The sequence below is a fragment of the Paenibacillus sp. 7541 genome, assembly GCF_002276395.1.
GTDB lineage: Bacteria > Bacillota > Bacilli > Paenibacillales > Paenibacillaceae > Paenibacillus_AQ > Paenibacillus_AQ campinasensis.
Window position 1 is genome coordinate 123,509 of sequence record NZ_NQLZ01000007.1, and the last position, 20,079, is coordinate 143,587.

General features: G+C 55.1%; 18 protein-coding genes. 4 read left to right on the forward strand and 14 right to left on the reverse strand.

Annotated features, from left to right (window positions below; translation table 11 throughout):
- Positions 1 to 89: 89 nt before the first annotated feature.
- The 5 genes from CHH75_RS05485 to CHH75_RS05505 form a co-directional block, all read right to left on the reverse strand.
- Positions 90 to 1,013, reverse strand: a complete 924-nt coding sequence (locus CHH75_RS05485; RefSeq protein WP_095265514.1) for an ABC transporter permease — start codon at positions 1,011 to 1,013, stop codon at positions 90 to 92.
- Positions 997 to 2,064 (reverse strand): ABC transporter permease, encoded by a 1,068-nt coding sequence (locus CHH75_RS05490; RefSeq protein ID WP_095265515.1) that lies wholly within the window; start codon positions 2,062 to 2,064, stop codon positions 997 to 999. Before CHH75_RS05490 ends, CHH75_RS05485 begins: the two co-directional genes overlap by 17 nt.
- Positions 2,061 to 3,557 (reverse strand): ABC transporter ATP-binding protein, encoded by a 1,497-nt coding sequence (locus tag CHH75_RS05495; RefSeq protein WP_095397643.1) that lies wholly within the window; start codon positions 3,555 to 3,557, stop codon positions 2,061 to 2,063. Before CHH75_RS05495 ends, CHH75_RS05490 begins: the two co-directional genes overlap by 4 nt.
- Positions 3,558 to 3,626: 69 nt before the next feature.
- Positions 3,627 to 4,676, reverse strand: coding sequence for a BMP family protein (locus tag CHH75_RS05500; protein ID WP_095265517.1), 1,050 nt, complete (start codon positions 4,674 to 4,676; stop codon positions 3,627 to 3,629).
- A gap of 387 nt (positions 4,677 to 5,063) precedes the next feature.
- Entirely contained in the window at positions 5,064 to 6,407 is a 1,344-nt protein-coding gene (locus tag CHH75_RS05505) for an MATE family efflux transporter (protein WP_230875739.1), read from the reverse strand.
- A 239-nt stretch (positions 6,408 to 6,646) separates the two neighbouring features.
- Here CHH75_RS05505 and CHH75_RS05510 point away from each other — a divergent pair, with 239 nt between their 5' ends.
- Entirely contained in the window at positions 6,647 to 8,176 is a 1,530-nt protein-coding gene (locus CHH75_RS05510; protein WP_095397644.1) for a Ppx/GppA family phosphatase, read from the forward strand.
- On the opposite strand, the gene ppk1 is transcribed toward CHH75_RS05510, so the two are convergent.
- From ppk1 to CHH75_RS05550, 8 genes are all read right to left on the reverse strand, one after another.
- The gene (gene ppk1 / locus CHH75_RS05515) at positions 8,133 to 10,217 is read right to left on the reverse strand and encodes a polyphosphate kinase 1 (protein WP_095397645.1); all 2,085 of its coding nucleotides are present in this window, start codon (positions 10,215 to 10,217) and stop codon (positions 8,133 to 8,135) included. The genes CHH75_RS05510 and ppk1 overlap by 44 nt on opposite strands.
- Positions 10,218 to 10,557: 340 nt before the next feature.
- The gene (locus tag CHH75_RS05520) at positions 10,558 to 11,430 is read right to left on the reverse strand and encodes a metal ABC transporter permease (protein WP_095397646.1); all 873 of its coding nucleotides are present in this window, start codon (positions 11,428 to 11,430) and stop codon (positions 10,558 to 10,560) included.
- A gap of 3 nt (positions 11,431 to 11,433) precedes the next feature.
- Positions 11,434 to 12,354, reverse strand: a complete 921-nt coding sequence (locus CHH75_RS05525) for a metal ABC transporter permease (protein ID WP_095397647.1) — start codon at positions 12,352 to 12,354, stop codon at positions 11,434 to 11,436.
- Positions 12,351 to 13,088 (reverse strand): metal ABC transporter ATP-binding protein, encoded by a 738-nt coding sequence (locus tag CHH75_RS05530; protein ID WP_095265523.1) that lies wholly within the window; start codon positions 13,086 to 13,088, stop codon positions 12,351 to 12,353. The genes CHH75_RS05525 and CHH75_RS05530 overlap by 4 nt, the downstream gene beginning before the upstream one ends.
- A gap of 1 nt (position 13,089) precedes the next feature.
- Positions 13,090 to 14,058, reverse strand: coding sequence for a metal ABC transporter solute-binding protein, Zn/Mn family (locus tag CHH75_RS05535; RefSeq protein WP_095397694.1), 969 nt, complete (start codon positions 14,056 to 14,058; stop codon positions 13,090 to 13,092).
- A gap of 285 nt (positions 14,059 to 14,343) precedes the next feature.
- Complete coding sequence (locus CHH75_RS05540) at positions 14,344 to 14,715, reverse strand: MmcQ/YjbR family DNA-binding protein (RefSeq protein ID WP_230875738.1); 372 nt, start codon at positions 14,713 to 14,715, stop codon at positions 14,344 to 14,346.
- Positions 14,716 to 14,790: 75 nt separating this feature from the next.
- Positions 14,791 to 15,297 carry a CYTH domain-containing protein gene (locus tag CHH75_RS05545; protein ID WP_095397648.1) on the reverse strand — a complete coding sequence of 169 codons (507 nt, stop codon included), beginning with the start codon at positions 15,295 to 15,297 and terminating at the stop codon, positions 14,791 to 14,793.
- Between the two features lie 193 nt (positions 15,298 to 15,490).
- Entirely contained in the window at positions 15,491 to 16,453 is a 963-nt protein-coding gene (locus CHH75_RS05550) for an SDR family oxidoreductase (protein WP_430092517.1), read from the reverse strand.
- Between the two features lie 223 nt (positions 16,454 to 16,676).
- Between CHH75_RS05550 and CHH75_RS24780 the strand changes: the two genes are divergently transcribed.
- From CHH75_RS24780 to CHH75_RS05560, 3 genes are all read left to right on the forward strand, one after another.
- On the forward strand, positions 16,677 to 16,853 hold the full coding sequence (locus CHH75_RS24780; RefSeq protein ID WP_155618292.1) for a hypothetical protein: 177 nt from the start codon (positions 16,677 to 16,679) through the stop codon (positions 16,851 to 16,853).
- Between the two features lie 215 nt (positions 16,854 to 17,068).
- A complete protein-coding gene (locus tag CHH75_RS05555) occupies positions 17,069 to 17,911 on the forward strand; it encodes an arylamine N-acetyltransferase (RefSeq protein WP_095265527.1) in 843 nt (280 codons plus the stop codon).
- 32 nt (positions 17,912 to 17,943) lie between these two features.
- Positions 17,944 to 18,918, forward strand: coding sequence for an aldo/keto reductase (locus tag CHH75_RS05560; protein ID WP_095397695.1), 975 nt, complete (start codon positions 17,944 to 17,946; stop codon positions 18,916 to 18,918).
- 115 nt (positions 18,919 to 19,033) lie between these two features.
- Here the strand turns inward: CHH75_RS05560 and CHH75_RS05565 are convergent, their stop codons facing one another.
- Positions 19,034 to 19,972 (reverse strand): aldo/keto reductase family protein, encoded by a 939-nt coding sequence (locus CHH75_RS05565; RefSeq protein ID WP_095265528.1) that lies wholly within the window; start codon positions 19,970 to 19,972, stop codon positions 19,034 to 19,036.
- Between the last annotated feature and the right edge of the window lie 107 nt (positions 19,973 to 20,079).

The following is a 20,079-nucleotide window of genomic DNA, read 5'->3' on the forward strand; positions in this document are numbered from 1 at the left end:
GAGGCGCTTCGCTCATGCTGCGAAAAAGCCCCGGATCAGCATACTGATCCGCAGCGTGATTCGCGCTTCGGTATGCAGCGGCCATGATTTTATCGGGAGCTGGTACCCTGCTTCAGCGCATCCTGCTGGAAGCTTTTATCCTTGAAAAAGAACATCGCCAGAATCGTCACCACATAGGGCAGCATTTGCGTGAAATGCGTAGGCAGCGCAAGCCCCTGGAATCGGATGCTGAGCGCGTCCATGAAGCCGAACAACAGGCTCGCAGCCGTCACGCCAAGCGGTCCGGATTGGCCGAGCATGGTGGCAACAAGGGCAATGAAGCCGCGACCGGCCGTCATGCCTTCGGTAAACATGGTCACTTGTCCAAGCGACAGCTGGGCTCCGCCCAGCGCGCACAACACGCCGCTGGCCAGCACCGCGCCGTATTGATAACGGGTCACCCGGATGCCGACGCTTCGCGCAGCCAGCGGATTCTCGCCAGCGGCCAGGAAGCGAAATCCGCTTTTTGTTCGATAGAAATAATACCACATCAGCCCTGCAATCAAAAAGGCCACATACACCAGCGGGGTCAGCCCCGCCAGAATCGGACCGAGCACCGGAATATTCTCGATGATCGGAATGTTCCATTTCGGCAGGCCAACCATCGTATTATCATAGAAGGCGCCTTTGACATCAAAGATCGCCCGCAGGCTGAAGGTTGTAATCCCCGCCGCCAGCGCGTTCATGGCGACCCCGACCACGATGACGTTCGCCTTGAGATGGATGCTCAAATAGCCGAACACCAGGGAGAACAGCGAGACCACAATAATGGCGAACACAATCGCATATACGACGTTACCAAAGAAATAGTTGCCTGCTACGGCGGAAAATGCGCCTAGCAGCATAAATCCCTCCAGCCCGACATTGAACAGTCCGACGCGGGAGCAGAGCGCTCCGCCCAGCGCGGCCAGCAATATCGGAGTGAGCACCCGGAGGGCCGAGTTGATCAGTGCCAGGTCAAACAGCTGTGCCATCGGACTTGTTCTCCTTTCTGCGCTTTAGAAAGCTGTAAGTGAATCGTGCGGAGATAAACAGGATCAGCACCGCCTGGATAATGGCGCCGACCTCCAGCGGAACCTCGGTGTTGCGTTCCACGCCCATGCCGCCGGTCTGCAGCGCGGCCAGGAAGATGGCAGCTATCAGCGTTCCGATCGGGTGCGATCCGGCCAGCAATGCGGCCATAATGCCTGTCCATGCATAGTTGGCCGTGGATAGAGCCCCGTCGATGTAGCGATACTGGGAGCCGAGGATTTCCACCGCGCCGCCGAGTCCGGCCAAACCGCCGCTTGCGAACATCGCCCCGATCATCATCGGCCCCCGCTTGACGCCGCCATACAGTGCAAACAGCGGGTTCCCGCCTAGCATCCGGATCTCGTACCCGATCACCGAGCGCTTGAGCAGCACGAATATGATCAGTGCAGCCAGCACGGCCAGCACAAAGCCGATATGCAGCGGCATACCGGAGATCAGCTTCGGCAGCCATACGCTGTTATCCAGCATCGGGGACTGCGCCATCGCCGCAGAGCCCGAGCGGTCTCGAAGCGGATAAGCGACCAGATAACCGGCGAACAGCACCGCCACATAGTTGAGCAGCAAGGTCGAAATCAGCAGATTTACACGAAATCTGGCGTCAAAGTACCCGGCCATGACCGACCACAGCCCGCCGGCAATCACGCCGGCCAGCAGTGCCGCGATGCACACGAACCAGCCCGGCCCCGGCAAATACAGGCCGACCAGCGCAGCCGCCAGCGCGCCAAACACCATCTGCCCTTCGGCCCCCAGGTTGAAGAACCCGGCCCGGAAAGCGAAGGCAGCGCCTAGCCCGATCAGAATAATCGGCGTTGCCCGCGATAATGTATTGGTGAAGAAATACATGCCGCCAAAGGCGCCCTTCCACATCTCCGCATAGGTCTCCAAGATGCTGCCCCCGGCGATGAGAATGCCGATCGCACCAGCCAGCAAACCGACAATGATCGCGCCTATTGGCTGCAGCAGAGGAAGAGTCCATTTTGTCCATTTATTCATTGCAGCGTTCCTCCTGCCATCAGCAGTCCCAATTTCTCTTCTGTCGCTTCATTCACCGACAGTTCCCCGGCAATCCGTCCTTCATACATGACCAGAATGCGGTCCGACAGCTTGATAATCTCTGTTAATTCGGATGATACCAATAAGATGCCCGTGCCTTCCTCGCGCCGCTTCAGCAGCTCGCCGTGAATCGTCTCCATCGCGCCGATATCGACGCCGCGCGTAGGCTCGGCTGCAATCAGAAATGGCGTTCCCTGCTCCAGCTCCCGTGCAACGATCAGCTTCTGCAGGTTGCCGCCTGATAAATACTGTGTGCTCGTATCGAGCGATCCGGTCTTGATCGAGAATTTCTGCACCCAGCCGGATACCAGCGAGCGGATTTCCTTCAGCTTCAGCATGCCGCTTCGCTGCAGACGCCGCTGATGCCCCATCAATCCGGTATCCGCCACGGTCGCGGTCCGATTGGCGCCCCACACATAGCGATCCTCCGGAATATGAGCCAGGCCATGCTCCCGAATGCTGCGGGTCGACATCCCGGTCACATCCTTGCCCGACAGCTTGATGCTGCCGCTGTCCGAAGATGCGAGTCCCGAGATGACTTGCAGCAGCTCCGATTGCCCGTTGCCGGAAATGCCGGCAATGCCCACGATCTCGCCTGCCCGAACGTTTAGGCTGACGTTATCCAGCACCGGCTTGCCTTTGCTTCCCCGGATGGTCACCTCGGACACCTCCAGCACGCTCTCGCCGGGCTGGGCCGGACGCCGGTCCAGATCGGCCAGCTCGCGGCCTACCATCAGCCGGGACAGCAGGGCTGCGTCGGCTTCTCCCTTATTCACGACGCCGGTTACCTCGCCGTCGCGAAGCACGGTGATGCGGTCGGCAACCTCCAGCACCTCGTTCAGCTTATGGCTGATGAGAATGAAGCTTTTACCTTGTTTCGACAGCTGTTTGATCGCTTCCAGCAGCTCCTTCACCTCCAGCGGTGTCAGTACGCCGGTAGGCTCGTCCAGAATAATAATCTCGGCCCCCTGGTACAGCACCTTGAGGATTTCTACCCGCTGCTGCACTCCGGGTGCCGTACTGCTGACAACCGCTTCGGGGTCCACCTTCATGCCGTATGTCTCGCACAGCTCCTCGACGATGCTGACCGCCTGCTTCCGGTCGAACCGTACACCGCTCCCGGGCTCATGGCCAATCACGATGTTCTCCGCTACCGTGAACGTAGGGAACAGCATGAAATGCTGGTGCACCATGCCGATGCCATGCTGAATCGCATCCAGCGGGCTGGCAAAGGTAACGGCCTTTCCATTTAAGCTGATCGTGCCCGAGGTCGGCTGCTCCATCCCGTACAGAATGCGCATGAGCGTCGTTTTTCCCGCGCCGTTCTCCCCGACGATCGCATGAACCTCGCCAGCGCGAAGCGAAAAGTCAATTCCGCGATTCGCACTGAACTCGCCGTACTTCTTCGTGATACTGTCCATCTGGAGTAGCATTCGAGTCATGCCTTCCTTTCCTGCTTAATGAAAGACCGACTGCTCATGTGCAGCCGGTCCAGGTGAGAACTAATTTTGTTCCAATGCGTTCGTTACTTTAATATTTCCGTTAACAATCTCCTCGGAAATCACCTTGAGCTGATCCACAATCTCTTGTCCAATGAACGGGTTCAGCGGAGTCTCGCTCTCATGCGTTACATAGGTGAGGCCTACGCCGCTTTCTTTAAGACCATAGTCGCGAACGTCAAAGGTGAAGTTCCCCTCTACGAAATCCTTCACCGTCTCGTATACGACCGCGTCCGCGCCTTTCAGCTGTGCGAGCACTACATGTTCCGGATCGATGCCGGTGTTGTCCGTATCCTGGCCGGAAGTGTAGAAGCCGTTCTCCTTGGCAGCCTCGAACACGCCGAGATCGCCGACTGCAGACATGCCCGCTACGAAATCAGCGCCTTTGGAATGCTGCAGAATCGCCAGTTCTTTCGCTTTCGCCGGATCGTCGAATCCGCCGACGAAGTTCACCAGAATCTCCACATCCGGGTTGACCGATTTGGCCCCTTCTTCAAAACCGGTCATGTACTTGTGCATGATCGGAATATCAGCTGCCACAACGTTGCCGACGACATTAGACTGGGTAGCAAGACCGGCTGCCGCGCCGAGGAGGTATGCCGCTTCATGCTCGCGGAACACAACGCTGCGAACGTTCGGAAGGTCTACTGTCGTATCGATGATCGCAAACGATACATTCGGATTCTCTGGAGCAATCTTGTTCAGTGCGTCTTCCATCTGGAAGGTGGAAGTGATGATCAGATCATAGTTTTCCGCCACAGCTGTACGCAGATTTTGCTCAATGGAGGCAGGGTCAGTCGACTCAATGCTTTTCACTTCGATATCGAATTCACCCGCTGCTTTCTTCAAGCCTTCATCCATCAGGGCAAAGAAAGGATTCACGCCAACCTTCTCGGGATGAATAAGGGCAATACGCTTCTTATCTTGAGAGCTTTCCGAGCCTCCCTCGGATGCGCTGTTATTATCGTTGTTTGCGTTGCCGTTACCGCCGCAGCCTGCAAGCAGCGTAATGGATAATACAAGCGTTAACAGTGTTGTCCATGACTTTTTCATTTCCTGACCATATCCTCCTAAATGTACTCGTTTTGATACTATTATCCTAGGGTATAGGAGAGAAGTTGTCAAAACTAAAAAATTAGTGTTTTATGTCGTTAATTGTCAAAATTCGAAGAATTATACCGAATTCCACCCGTTAACGCGGAACATTCAAATAATTTCACGCCTCGAATGTTCGGAAATTACCCTCCCCCAGATCATTCGAACAGGGGGAGGCGGTCCGCTGTCTTTCTCCGAATGCCGAAGCGTCCCATATGCTGCTCATCAAAGCCATGAATTCTTTCAATGATTCGCGGCTTGTTGCCTGTAGGATTGCCAATTCCTGGCCTGATATGCGTCAGAAGTGATATTTCTGCAAGAGAGCGAGACTTCCGTTTCATAGCTTCAGGAATGAAATGCCCGGATCCATTTATAGCGGTTCACTTTGACGATCGCCACAAAACATTTCAGAATCTGATCGGATTTCAGACAGATGAACGTTACGAGCGGCGACAGCTCGAATACGAAAGCGCACAGCGCCGTCGACGGCAGAACGACCAGCCACATGAAAATAAAATCATTGTAAAGCACAAACCGGGTATCCCCGCCGCTGCGGACGATGCCGGTCAGCGCCGGCATCTGGTAGGCCGTTCCGACGACGGTGATCGACAGCACCGTCATGAACTGCAGCGCCAGTCCTTTGGCATCGCCGGAGATGGCGTACAGCCCGAGCACGGCATCCTTCAGGATGAACAGCACCGCCCCGGTTACCAAGCCGAGCATCAGATAGAGCACCTGCAATGTTTTCGCATACGGCTTGATCCTGTCCATATGGCCTTCCCCGATCGTTTTGCCAATCAGCACCGCTGTGGCGCTTGCCGAGGCATATACAACTACCGTTACCAACTGAAAAATGGTCGTTGCAATGCTGTTCGCAGCAATGACCGCCTCGCCCATGTGGCCGAGGATCGCGGTCTGAGCGGCCATCGCCAGCCCCCAGATCGTATTCGACATCAGCACCGGGGAACCGATGCGGATGTAAGATTTGAACAGTCCCATATCGATGTGGAAGAAGTCTTTCAACTTGAGTCCGATTTTTCGATCATAGAATTTAATATAAACACAGACGATCACCGTCTCGATTACTCTCGCCGTCAGCGTTGCAATGGCCGACCCGCTGGCACCAAGCTCAGGAAAGCCCAGGTGGCCGTATATGAGCACATAATTCAGCGCTACGTTAATGAGGAGGGTGGACAGTGACACAATGAAGCCGATCTTGACCGTTTCCACACTGCGCAGCGAGGCCAGAAGCACATTCGTAATCGCAAAGAATATATAGGAGAAGCAAATGATTCTCAAATAGCTGACGCCCTCGGCTATAACATGCGCCTCACTGGTAAATAATGATAACGTGGCATGCGGGAACAGGAATACAACGAGCCACAGCATCACGGCTAGCCCGATTGCCATTCGCATCCCGATGCTCGCGATTTTTTTGATCGAACCGATATCCTTCGCACCCCAGAAACGGGACGACATAATGACGAGCCCCTCTGCAGCGCCCATCACCAGCATATGAAGCAGGAACTGAATCTGATTGGCCAGCGCGACCCCGGACAGCGCCGTCTCGCTGTACCCGCCGAGCATGAGATTATCCGACAGATTGACCCCGAGGGAAATGATGTTCTGCAAACCAATGACCAGCGTCAACCAAAAGAAGCTCTTGTAAAACGCTTTCTCTCTCACCATGACATTCATCCCGATTAGATACCTTCTTTGCCTATGTAGTTAGAACTCCATTCCAACTATATATGAAGTTCGAAAAATAATCAGTACATTTTCACGACGATTTGCAGCCTGTACGCAGACCCCGCCATCAAATGCTTCTCTATCCCATATTGAACCTGCCGCAGGCATTGAAATCCGCTGGCCTGTCTGTTAACGTCATATACAGACTACCAGAACGAAACGTGATAAGGAGAACGCCTATGAGTCGCCGTTATACGATTGGGATCATCGATATCGGATCCAACTCCATCCGGCTGGTCATCTATGAAGTGGAGTCCGGTGGAGGCTATCGCATCATCTATGAGAATAAATACTCCGCACGTCTTAGCCGAGAGGTCGGCTCGGACGGGCGAATACCGCGCAGCAGCCTCGAGGCCGCCATCGAGGTGCTGAGGCAGTTCAGAACGATCTGCGAGCAGTTTCACGCGACCCATATCCGGGCCGCTGCCACAGCAGCCATCCGCAATGCGGCGAATGCCGGGGAAATCATCCGCTGGCTGGAGCGGGAGACGGGCTTGACGATCGAACGGGTCAGCGGCGAGCAGGAGGCCTATTACGGTTTTCTGGGCGTGCTTCAGTCCATGTCGATTCAGGACGGTATGATCGTGGATATCGGCGGCGGCAGCACGGAGCTGACGCTGTTCCGGGACCGCCAGCTTCTGCACAGCATCTCGATTCCGCTGGGAGCCGTCAACGCGTATACCCGGTTTGCGAGCGGGGAGCAGTGGAATGACGGTGAAATCGAAGCGCTACGGGAAGAGATCAGGGAGCAGCTGAGACAGCTGGACTGGGCGGACAGTAATCCCGGCCTCCCCATGATCGGCCTTGGCGGAACGATCCGGACCATCGCCAAAATGCATCAGCGGAAAACCAAATATTCGTTGCCCGTCGTTCATCACTATGAGATGGGGGGCGAGACGGTCGATGAGATGGCCCGCGTTCTCCCTTACGAAACGACCGCCTATCGCAAGAAGGTGCCCGGCCTGTCGAAGGACCGCGCCGACCTGATCGTGCCCGGCATGCTGATATTGCAGACCGTCTACGATTATGTGGAGGCCGACAGGTACATCGTCAGCAGCGCAGGGCTTCGGGACGGGCTGTTCCGGGACTGGTTCGCACCGCAGGAGCCGGTCGTATCCGATGCGCTCAGAACCAGCGTACGAAACTTGCTGCGCTTCGGCCCTCCGGTGTCGGAAGCGTCCCTGCATGCCGTCTACGAGGATATGGTGACGATGTATCACGCACTTGTGCAGGCAGCCCCTTGTGAGCAGGACCGTGCGGTAATGTACACCGCCGCAATGCTCAGTGAATCCGGCACGATGATCAACTATTACAAGAGCAGCCAGCACGCGGTGTATCGCATCATGTATGGCGGCATTTACGGTCTGACGCACCGGGAAGCGGTGCTCAGCGCCATCACCGCCGATTACCATCCGAAGAAGCGGACGCCGCAGCTGCTGGAGCAGCATGCCGACATCCTGGATGCTTCAGACACCGGGCGGGTGCACCGGCTCGGATCGCTGCTGGCGTTGGCGAAGGCGATCCGTTCAACGCCGGTCGTACAGAAGATTCATGCCACGGCAAAAAACGGCTCGCTGCACGTGCAAATGCACTGTACAGCTGAGCCGCTTGTCCAGAACCGCCGTATGGAAGAGTCCGCCAAAGAGCTGGAGGACGCCTGGAACATCAAGTTGACATGGTCGGAGCATCCTGCAGCTTCCACGAAATAAGATTCATCGCCTCCGTCTGGCTCCGCAGCGGAGGCTTATCATTGTTCACAAACGTATAGTTGCCATTGGACTGAAGCTCTCTGGCCTTCACGTTATCGTTCAGATGAAGCTGCAGAATGTTCATCATAATCTCTTTCAGCGCCGGATCAAACACCGGGCACATCAGCTCTACCCGCCGCATCAGATTCCGTGTCATCCAGTCGGCACTGGACAGGAATACCTCGGAGTTGCCGCCATTCTCGAAGTAGAACAGCCGGCTATGCTCCAGAAACCGGTCGACGATGCTGATTACCCTGATGTTGTCACTCAATCCTTCCACGCCCGGTCTCAGGCAGCAGATGCCTCTGACAATGAGATCAATCTTGACGCCTGCCTGGGAAGCCAGGTACAGCTCGTCAATCACGTCCTGGTTAGACAGCGAGTTGATTTTGGCGATGATGCGAGCCTTCTTGCCTTTGCGCGCATGCTCCGCTTCCCTCCGGATCAACTCGAACAGCTTGTCCTTCATGCCGATGGGAGCGATATGGAGCGCCTTGAGGTTCTTCGGCCCGGAGAAACCGGTGATTTCATTAAACATCTCGGAGGCGTCATCACCGATCAGCGAATTGGTGGTGAACAAGCCCACGTCGGTATATACCTTGGCGGTGCTGGCATTGTAGTTGCCTGTACCGACATGAACGTAGCGCTGCAGCCCCTGCTGCTCACGGCGCACGACGAGGATAATCTTGGCATGCGTCTTCAGCCCGACCAGCCCGTATACGACATGACAGCCCGCCTGCTCCAGCTTTCTTGCCCAGGCAATATTTCGTTCCTCATCAAAGCGGGCCTTCAGCTCCACCACGACCGTGACCTGCTTACCGCTCTCAGCTGCATGAGCCAGGGCCGGGATCAGCTGGGAATCGCCATTCACGCGGTACAGCGTCATCTTGATCGCCATCACCTTCGGATCCTCGGCCGCCTCCAGCACAAAATCCGTTACCGCATCAAACGACTCGTATGGATGGTAGACCAGCACATCCTGTCTTCGCAGCACGTCAAAATGACTTTCATGCGGCCCGAACTCCTGCGGATATACCGGCTGAATCGGCGGATATTTCAGAAATGAGAAGCCTTCCAGCCCATCGGAAAACCCGATCAGGTAGCTTAAATCCAGCGGACCGTCAATTTCGTAAATATCCTCAAGCTCGAATTCCTCCTGCAGCTTGGCCAGCGCCTCCGGGTGGATGCCCTTCTGCACTTCCAGCCGTACCGGGGCCCCGCGCCTGCGGCGGCGCAGCTCCTTCTCGATCTCTTCCAGCAAGTCTTCGGCTTCTTCTTCATTAATGATAAGATCCGCATTGCGCGTCAGCCGGAATTCGTGAACGGCAAGCGGCGTATAGCCAACGAATAAGCTATGGATATGATGCTTGATCAGCTCCTCGATCAGGATGAACGATTTGCGTTTGCTGTTCGCCCGATGCGGCACTGGCACGACCCGCGGCACGTTGGAGGGCACCTGAACCAGCGCAAAAAAGGTCTCGCCTTGATCCTCTTCGCCCTCTTTGCCAAGCAGCACCGACAAATAGACAAATTTGGCATGCACCAGCGGAAACGGCCGGCTCTGATCGACCGCCATCGGAGTCAGCAGCGGAAAAATAATATCATGATAGTAGGTTGCCAGCGCCTTCTGCTGCGTGGTGCTCAAATCTTCATAGCCTTGAAAAACAACACCTTTTTTGGCAAGCTGACGAACCAGTTCGCGATAGGTTTTATATTGTTCCCCAACCATCTGGTCCACCCGTTTGACCAACCTGCGGTACAGCCCCGATGGGGTATATCCGGTAAAATCCTTCTGGGTGAATCCCGCTTTAATCTTTTCTCGTGTCTCTGCCACTCGCACGGCCATGAACTCATCCAGATTGCTCGCCACAATGCCAAGAAATTTCAGCCGCTCAAGCAGCGGCGTTTCATGGTCCTGAGCCTCCTGCAGCACTCTCCGGTTAAATTCCACCCAGCTCAGATCACGATTTACATATCGACCCGTCTTTATTTCTCTTAACATATCGGTCCTCCGAATGTCAGCGTTCACTTCATAGCTTTAACTCTATAATTGTACTGTTGGGGTATGCGGGTTATGTAAACGCAGTGTAAAGCCAGTGTAAAAATAATGCTAATCACACCCTCGAGGCCGACCATTCGCCTAGCAGCAGTCCATGCTCGAGCACCCCATATACAAACGGTTCGCCGTCTTTCATCTACACTCCTGCTAGACATCGCTCATATTCTGTCGAATCCGCCCATAAAAAAGAGATCGCCTTCCGTGAACTGCACTTCCATTCGTTAGAGGGGATCTAACGATGGAGATGCACTTCCACACAGGCGATCTCTTAAACAAGCTGTATTCAGATTTGGTCCACCGGGCGCACCAGCCTGGATGCCAGCCCGTGCCGGGGGGAGAACAGGAAGCTGATCATGAAGATGATCCCGGTGGAAAAGGCCATCGAACCGGAGATCGAGGTGTCCAGCCATACCGCTATATAATAGCCCATGAATGCAGCTATGACCCCGAACACACCGCTAAGCCCCATCATCACCAGCAGCCGGTCCGTCCATAAATAAGCGGCTGCCGCCGGCGTAATCAGCATGGCCACCACCATAATCGCCCCCACTGCGTCAAAGGCCGCAACGGTCGTGATCGACACCAGCGACATAAACACATAATGCATCAGCACAACGGGAATGCCCAGGCTCGCAGCGAGCGCCGGGTCAAACGACGTGATTTTCCATTCCTTATAAAAGGCCAAAATCACGCCTACGACCACCACAAGCACTCCGGACAGCAGCACAACCGCCTCCGGCACAGCCCCGATCCAGGGCAGCTCCGTCAGCTCCCATGGAATATACGTGATCTCCCCCATCAGCGTATGCTGAATGTCCAGATGGGCATTGCCGACCTTGGTCGCAATCAACACCACTCCGATGGCAAACAGGGAGGTAAACACCACGCCGATTGAAGCCTCCTGCTGAACCCCTCGGGCGTGAAGCCACTGCACGAACAAGGAGGTGAGCAGACCGGCCGTTACAGCGCCGATCAGCATATGCACACCGCTTAGCTCACGGGTGACGAGATAGGCCACCACGATGCCGAGCAGCACGGTATGACTGATTGCATCCGCCATCATCGCCATTCTTCGCAATATAAGCAGTACACCGATAAAACCGCAGGACAGCCCGACAAGAGAAGCCGTTAACAAGATCCATCCGGTATACGACATCGGTTATCCTCCCCTTTCCACCGTTTCGTGCGCTGGATGCGTATGCTGCTTCGCCAAGGCTGCCCGCTGCGCCCGATGCTGCAGGAGCATGACGAGCAGCCCTTTGCTTGTGCCCAGGGTCAAGGAAATTACAAACAGCACAGATGCCGTAAGCACGATGAACGGCCCTGTCGGCCATCCGTTCCCGGAGGCGCTAACCAGCGTCCCCACCGCGCCGGAGGCACCTCCGAACAGTGCCGCCAGCCCGATCATGCCGCCATAGGAATGCGTCCAGTAGCGCGCGCTGACGCCGGGCATGATCAGCAGCGCAGCCATCAAAATGACGCCCGCCGCCTGAATGCCAATCACAATCACAAGCACGAGCAGAACCATATACAACAGGTTCATGACACGGCCGGACAAGCCGAGCCCGCCTCCAAATTGCGGATCAAACAAAAACAGCTTCCATTCCTTCCATGCTACCAGCGTCACAATCAGAACGAGCAGGGTAACGCCAAGCATCGTGTACACATCCTGTCTCACCATCGATGCCGACTGGCCGAATATAAAGCTGTCCAGCCCGCTCTGCTGGCCGCCAGGCAATCGGTTGGCAAGGGTCAGCAGCATGATGCCGAGCCCGAAGAACACGGACAGCACAATGCCCATCGCCGCATCCTCCTTGACCCGGCTGGATGTGCGAATCCACTGAATGAACAGCGCGCCAAGCAGCGCGCTCAGCGCCGCGCCGCCCAGCATGAACGGCAGGCTCTTCGTGCCCAGCACCGCGAACCCGGCAACCACGCCCGGCAGCGCAGCATGGGACAGCGCATCGCTCATCAGGCTCTGTCTCTTCCAGTAGGCGAAGCAGCCGACAACCCCGGCTGCCATCCCCAGCATCATCGTGCTTAAAAGCACCCATTGTGTATTCGCAGACAGTATCATCATCCGAGCCGATCTCCCATCCATCGGAGAGAGCCGCCATACGTTCTCATGATATTCGCCTGATTGAACGTGTCCGCTGTCTTCCCGTGCGCGATCACCGTCCGGTTCAGCATCAGCACATGATCGAAATATTCCTCTACCGTCTGCAAATCATGATGAACGACCATGACGGTCCGCCCTTTATTCTTCAATGTATTCAACGTATCCATAATGACCTTCTCCGTTGCTGCATCCACACCCGCCAGAGGCTCATCCAGGAAGTACAGATCGGCATCCTGGACCAGCGCCCGGGCGAGGAACACCCGCTGCTGCTGCCCGCCGGACAGCTGGCTGATCTGACGATCGGCGTAATTGCCGAGCCCCATCTCCTCCAGCGCCGCCAGCGCCAGCTCCCGGTGCTTGCGCTTGGGCCACTTGAGCCAGCCGATCTTGCCATACAGCCCCATCATGACCACATCAAGCGCGTTCGTCGGAAAATCCCAATCGACCGATCCCCGCTGCGGCACATAACCGATCCTTGACTTCACCTGGGCATAGGGGGAGCCAAAGCAGGACACCACCCCCGACAGACGGGGGTGGAGATCCAGGATCGCCTTCAGCAGGGTCGATTTCCCTGCGCCGTTCGGCCCTACAATCGCGGTCAGCGTTCCAGGCAACACCTCGAAGCTGACATTGTCCAGCACTTTATTTTTGCGGTAGGAAGCGTTAAGCTGTTCAACGCTCAGTACACGGTCCATGTTAATCTTCCTTTCCGGTTAATGCCGTATGAATCGTATCCACATTATGACGATACATGCCGATATATGTTCCTTCCTCCGTACCTGCCGCGCCCATCGCATCAGAGAACAGCTCGCCGCCGAGTGAAACCTCCAGCCCTTTCTGCTTGGCGCCCTCGATGACCGCATTGACCGAAGCCGGGTTAATGCTCGTCTCGATGAAGACGGCAGGCACGTTATGCTCCAGCAGAAGCCCGACCGTACGCTCAATGTCAGACAGACCCACTTCACTCTCCGTGCTTAAGCCTTGCAGACCTACCACCTCTATATCGAGCATGCGTCCAAAATATCCGAAGGCATCATGAGCCGTGATGAGCACTCTCTGCTCCTTGGGAATGTCCGCGATCTTCTCTTCCGCCTCCCGCTTCAGCTGATCCAGTTCGGCAAAATAGGCCTGCTTGTTCGTCTCAAAATAGTCCGCATCTTCCGCCGAAGCCTTCTTCAGCTCTTCTGTTGCAGCGTCCAGCGCCTGCTTCCACAAATCAATATCAAACCAGACATGCGGATCGATGGCGCCATCCTCATCCTTCAGCAGCTGATCCTCAGGGATCGTCTCCCCGATCGCAATGACCGGTTTGTTCTTCCCAAGCTGCTCGAATGCCTTGAGCATATTGGCCTCCAGATGAAGACCGCTGTACAGGATGATGTCCGCCCCGTCGAGCTTCTGAATATCCCCCGGCGTCGGCTGGTGCAAATGCGGGTCAACCCCCGGCCCCATCAAGCTTTCTACATTCACCCTGTCACCACCGATGACCGACATCGGCTCCGCGATCTGGGCAATGGTGGTCACCACTTTCAGGGTTGAGCCCGTGTCCCCGGGCTCTGCCTCCGCGCCTCCTTGTGACGCAGAGCAAGCTGTAAGCACAAGCAGCGCCGCCAGCATCAGGCCGATCCACCCCCGCCTTGCCATTTCGAATCTGTAGCTGTTCATCAATTTCATACTCTCCCTTCACTCCCTTTTCTCCTTAGGCAACAAACAACACCCTTGTACAACAAATATTACCTTCGTCCAATAAGTTTCCCCGAGGAAACATTTATGTTTAAATACAAGTTATTTGAATTCGCTCATTTTGTCAATCCCTTTTGTGTAAAATTTGGAGTGGGAATATGATTGACAAAAAAAACCGCCCTCCGGATAATATCCGGCAGCGGTTTATCATATTCGTAACTTCCGATGAATCAGAGCACCCTGGGGAGAGAGAGGCGCAAGCGCATCCTATACGAAGCGCTGGCTTATCGCCATGCGTTCCGCCTTGGGCAATCCCTTTAGCACCAGCTCATAGGAATGATCGATCATCTTGTGCAGATCCTCCTCGGTCAGTGAGCCATCGAGGATTACAGTGTTCCAGTGCTTCTTGTTCAGATGATAGCCCGGCTGCACCGCAGCATGCTGTTCTCGCAGATTCTCTGCAATCACCGGATCGCATTTCAAGGACAGGTTGTCCACCTTTCCTTCCGCCGTCAGGCTGAGCAAGGCAAACATCTTTCCTCCGACTTTGGCCACAAGCGGAAGCGGGCCGAACGGATAATCTTCGGTGGCGGCTTTCTTGGAAAGGCAGTATGCGGCAATCGGATCTTGGTCACGCAAGCGGATTCCCTCCTGTTCTCTCATATTCATTCCTACTAATAGACTGAGGTCAAATGGAGTCTCGCATCGTCAGTTTCAAACTTCCTCCCGGCCCGTCTGCAGCTCTCTCCACACCTTCTTGTTGCTGTACTGTTTCTCCTCGCTGATATCCTTCCCGAACCAGGCCGGCGGCGCAAACGACGTCGCAGCTTCCAGCGTAGGGAACTCCACCTCAAGCACCAGCAGATCAATCTGGCTGTACTCGTCGATTTCGACGAGCTGCTCGCCCCAGCGCGCAGTCACTCTTCTCTTGATCAGCGGAATGGCGCCATGCGCCTGCACCACCTGCTCATACAAGCCGGCGGAGATCGCATATTCAATCTCATCCCTGGCCAGTCCCCATCCCTTCTTGAAAGTGTGCGTGTATTCCACCTTGCCGGTCTGGGCATCCGTCATTTTGCGAACACGCAGCTCCTGATCCTCGTCCAGTGCCAGATAGGTCTGTTCGATCAGCTGCTCCTTCTCCACAACCAGGCTTCCCTCTTCAATCAGGGCTTCAGGATATTCGTTCAAAAGAAATTTGCGTTCAATTTCAACGGCCATTTGTTGTCTTCCTCCCACTCAGGTATCCAGTTCTATCGTTCCATTATACGTGCGGAAGCCCGGCACGCACAATGAAAAGACGGCGTTACACCGCCGTCCCTCGTCGTTACGTATGTTCATTCCGCTGATATAGGCTATCAGCTGCAGCCTCCTGCTGTTGCACGAGTCTGGGGAGAGAGACAAGAAGTGCCGCTTAGCCCATCACTTCTCCGCCATTGACATGCAGCACCTGTCCCGTCACGAACCGGGAGTCATCCGAGGCCAGATACACATAGGTCGGTGCCAGCTCGAAAGGCTGCGCTGTCCGTTCCATCGGATTATACGCCCCGAATACCGCATTCGAGTCCGAGGAGAAGCTGGCCGGAATCAGCGGTGTCCAGATTCTGCCTGGCGCTACAGCGTTCACCCGAATGCCCCGCTTCACGACGTTGTTGGCAAGCGCGCGGGTAAAGCCGACGTTCGCCGCCTTCGTCGCTGTGTAGTCGATCATCTCCTTCTCCCCGGCAAAGGCGACAACCGAAGCCGTGTTAATGATCGCGCTTCCCGGCTTCATATGCGGAAGGGCCGCCCGCGTTGTATAGAAGTGGGAGTAGATATTTACCTTAAACGTATCGTCAAACTGTTCGTCAGTAATATCCGTCAGGCCTTCCTGCTGGAACTGGATGCCGACGTGATTGACCAGCACATCCAGCCGTCCGAACGTCTCCACCGTTCCGGCTACAATCGCTTCGTTCTGCGCTTTCTCCCGAAGGTCTCCCGGGAGCAGCAGACAGCGCCGACCCAGTGCCTCCACTCTTGCCTTGGTCCGGTTCGCATCGTCATGCTCATCCAGATAAGAGATGGCCACATCAGCGCCTTCCTTGGCGAATGCAATCGCTACAGCAGCCCCGATCCCGCTGTCTCCTCCCGTAATGAGCGCCACGTTTCCTTCCAGCTTGCCGCTCCCTTTGTAATTCGGGTTCTCAATGATGGGCCTCGGAACCATCAATCCTTCAACGCCCGGCTGTCTGAGCTGGCGCTGCTCCGGAAAATTCATCGGCATCTCTTGATAGCGGGTTATTTTTCCATAGTTCGGATACATCGGATAAGGACTTGTCAGCTTATGCTGCTCGAACCATTCCTGATACTGCCGAATCTGCTCAAGCAGCTGCTCCATCGAAGCTGTACCCTGTTTGTGTTCATGATGATTCATCGTAAACCTCCTCTACATTGCTCTTATACCGTATGTCGTCTGGGCGAATGCCGTGCCTGTTCATACGGTTCTTCCACAGAGCCTGCACGCGAGAGAGCAGTGCAGCTTTCCGTCGTACGTGCTCCTTTCCGCTGAGTGTTGAATAGGCTGATATGAACGTAACCCAAGGGTCAGGAGGCTTGCACTGATGACAATGCGATTTGATTTTCATCCACGGGCTCGGCTGCTGCTGGTCAACCACACCAATGAGAAGGTACAGATGCTCTACAATGCCAACCCTTATACTTGGTCGATGCCTCTGATTGGCGCCCGTCCGCCTTTCTATGCCAACCCGCGCTATGAGCCGAATTATCCGCTGATTTAATCCGTGGCACAGCAAAATCCAGGCAAGTAAAAAGCTCTTTCCGCAGGTTGTTCCTGTCATGAAAGAGCTTTTTCGAATTTGAAGCGTTCACCACCTTACGGGGGAAGTGGCCCCCGTTGATTTCCGTTCAATTCCTCTCGCATTTCTCTGCTTATACCAATCGCGTATAATGGAGTTAACCGGGCTGGGCCTATTTATATTAAGGAGGATGCTCAATGAAACTGTCTGATAGCGCTAGAGCGTATTTACACAGCCTTGGGCTGGAGCAAGAGCCGCCTTCTCTGTCTTTTCTGGAGCGCATCTGCCTTGCCCATCTCAATACATATCCTTTCGAAAACATCAGCAAACTGATTTATTTCCGTGATCATGCCGGAGATAAGTGGGGGAATCCGCTTCCCTCGCTCGAGACCTTTGTCAACAATCACCGGGACTACCACTATGGAGGAACCTGCTATGTCCTCAATTCCAACTTGAAGCTCCTGCTGCAAGCTGTGGGATTTGCGTGTTATCACATCAAGCTCGGCAACGAGCATATCGGAATCATCGTTCATATCGCGGATGATCGGTATTATGTCGACTGTGGAGCAGCCGCTCCCTTCTTCAAGCCGGTTCGCTTCGAAACGGATGCCCATAACATCTCCAGCTTCGGGGGTGACCGAGTTCATCTGCTTCCCGAGGAGCCGCAGCAACACCAGTATAAATACGTTCGTTACATTCAGGACAAGCAGAGCGGAAAGACCTGGCACTTCGATTCCAGACAGCCCTATCAGATTCAGGATTTCTATTCTATCGTAAGCGAATCGAACCGCCCCGGCACCACCTTCATGACGATCCTCCGCTGTCAGCTGTATCAGACGAAGAACGAGCAGAGCTTGTCCCTCGTTAACAACAAATTCGGCATTCGGTACGCCAGTGGAGAAACTGCGGTCAGAACGCTAACGTCCGTTCAAGAGATTCAGCAGGTACTGGCTGACGAATTCAAGCTGCCGCGCCTTCCCGTTGCAGAGGCTATCGCCGTGCTGGAGACCCTGGAAGTCGATATTTTTGCCAATACTTGATTGAGAAGGAATATACGAAGGAGTGGATTGTTATGAATTATCGCCGTCTGGGAAACAGCGGGCTGCACGTGTCCGAGCTTGGTCTCGGGACGAACGCATTTGGAAAAAGAGCTGATGAAGCAGCGTCCATCCGGATCATTCATCATGCCATATACCACGGCATCAATTTTATCGATACAGCCAACATCTATGCAGGTACCGAATCCGAACGCATCATCGGATTAGCGCTGAAGGGGAAGCGGCATGAAGTCGTGCTGGCAACCAAGGCGGGGCTTGTCAGAGGAGAAGGGCCGAACGCACGCGGCTCCTCCCGCTATCACTTGCAGAAGGAGCTGGAGGACAGCCTGCGCCGCCTCAATACCGATTACGTCGATCTGTATCAAATTCATACCTTTGATCCGCATACGCCGCTGGAGGAAACGCTGCGGACGCTGGACGACATGGTGTCTGCAGGAAAAGTCCGGTATATCGGCGCCTCCAACTATGCCGCCTGGGAGATCATGAAGGCGCTGGGGATCAGCGAACAGAAGGGATACGTCCGGTATGTCTCCACGCAGACCAGCTACTCGCTGGCCGATCGAACCCCGGAGGTTGAACTGGTGCCGCTGTGTCTGGATCAAGGGGTGGGCATCATTCCGTATTTTCCGCTGGCGGGCGGCATACTGACCGGCAAATACAACCAGGGCAGCCTTGTGCCTGCCGGTTCCCGTGCCGACACCGACCCGAACTTCCAGCGCTTCCTGGAGGAGCGCAATGTGAAGCTTGGCGAGCAGGTCAGCCAGCTTGCGGCAGAGCATGGCTATTCCCCGAGCGCACTGTCGCTGGCATGGCTGATGAAGCAGCCTGCCGTGTCCACGGTCATTGTCGGCGCTACGAAGACCGAGCAGCTTGATAATAATCTGCAAAGTCTGGATATCGAAATCAACGAGACGCTCGCCGCTCAACTGAACCGGATCAGTGAGCCATTCATCCACGCCAAGCCGTTTGCCGCCTACCGCCTCCGTTAAGTTAAGAAAAAACCGCCCCTTTGCAGTACCTGCTTGGCAGGAAGCTGCAATAGGGGCGGTTTGTCTACTTGAACCCATTCTGGCTTATATGGTTGATATATCTATCTCTGTCTCGTTATTTCAATATCTCCTCAATGCGGTTCAGAACATCCTCGCTCAGCTCGACGCCGGACGCCTTGGCGTTCTCTTCCACCTGCTCCGGACGGCTTGCGCCCACCAGCGCGCTCGCTACGTTCGGCTGACGAAGAATCCAGGCCAGCGCCAGGTTGCCGACAGACAGATCCAGCTCGGCTGCTACCTTCTCCAGTTCACGAACCTTCGCAATTTTCTCTTCCGTGATGCCTTTGCGCATCCACTCCAGCTTCGCCGCACGGCTGTCAGCCGGAATATCGTTAGCCGAAGTGTATTTCCCTGTCAGCAGTCCTTGCGCCAGCGGCGAGAACACCACCTGACCGATCCCGGAGCGCTCGCTAAGCGGGATGATCTCCTTCTCGATATAACGCTCGAACATGTTGTAGATCGGCTGATTGACAACGATGCGATCCAGCAGATAGCGATCAGCTACGCCAAGCGCCTCGGCAATCTGGGAAGCCTGCCATTCACTGACGCCAACATATAGGACCTTGCCTTGACGAACCAGATCATCGATCGCGCGCAGCGTCTCGTCGAGCGGCGTTTCCGGATCATGACGGTGGCAGTAGAAAATATCGATATAATCATGCCCCAGACGCTTCAGGCTCGCATGGGCCTGCTCCATTACATGCTTGCGGGACAAGCCTTTGTCATTTGGACCGTCGCCCATTGGCCAGAATGCTTTCGTTGCCAGAACATACGATTCGCGCGGATACGCTTTCAGCGTTTCTCCGACCAGCACCTCCGCGGCGCCTCTTTCATAGACATTCGCCGTGTCAAAAAAGTTGATCCCGAGATCATAGGCGGTCTTGATGGCATTTACCGCATTCTCGCGTTCAACATAACCTCCATATGTAAGCCAGCTGCCCAAGCTGATCTCACTCACTTTCAAACCTGTGCGACCTAATCTTCTATACTTCACTTGCCATTCCTCCTTCGAAAAATGCTGTGAATCCGAGTTACATCTGTTATTCTAAAATAGTTCCTATTTCTTTTGAAGAAGTGAAATGTTATTCACTATATTATATA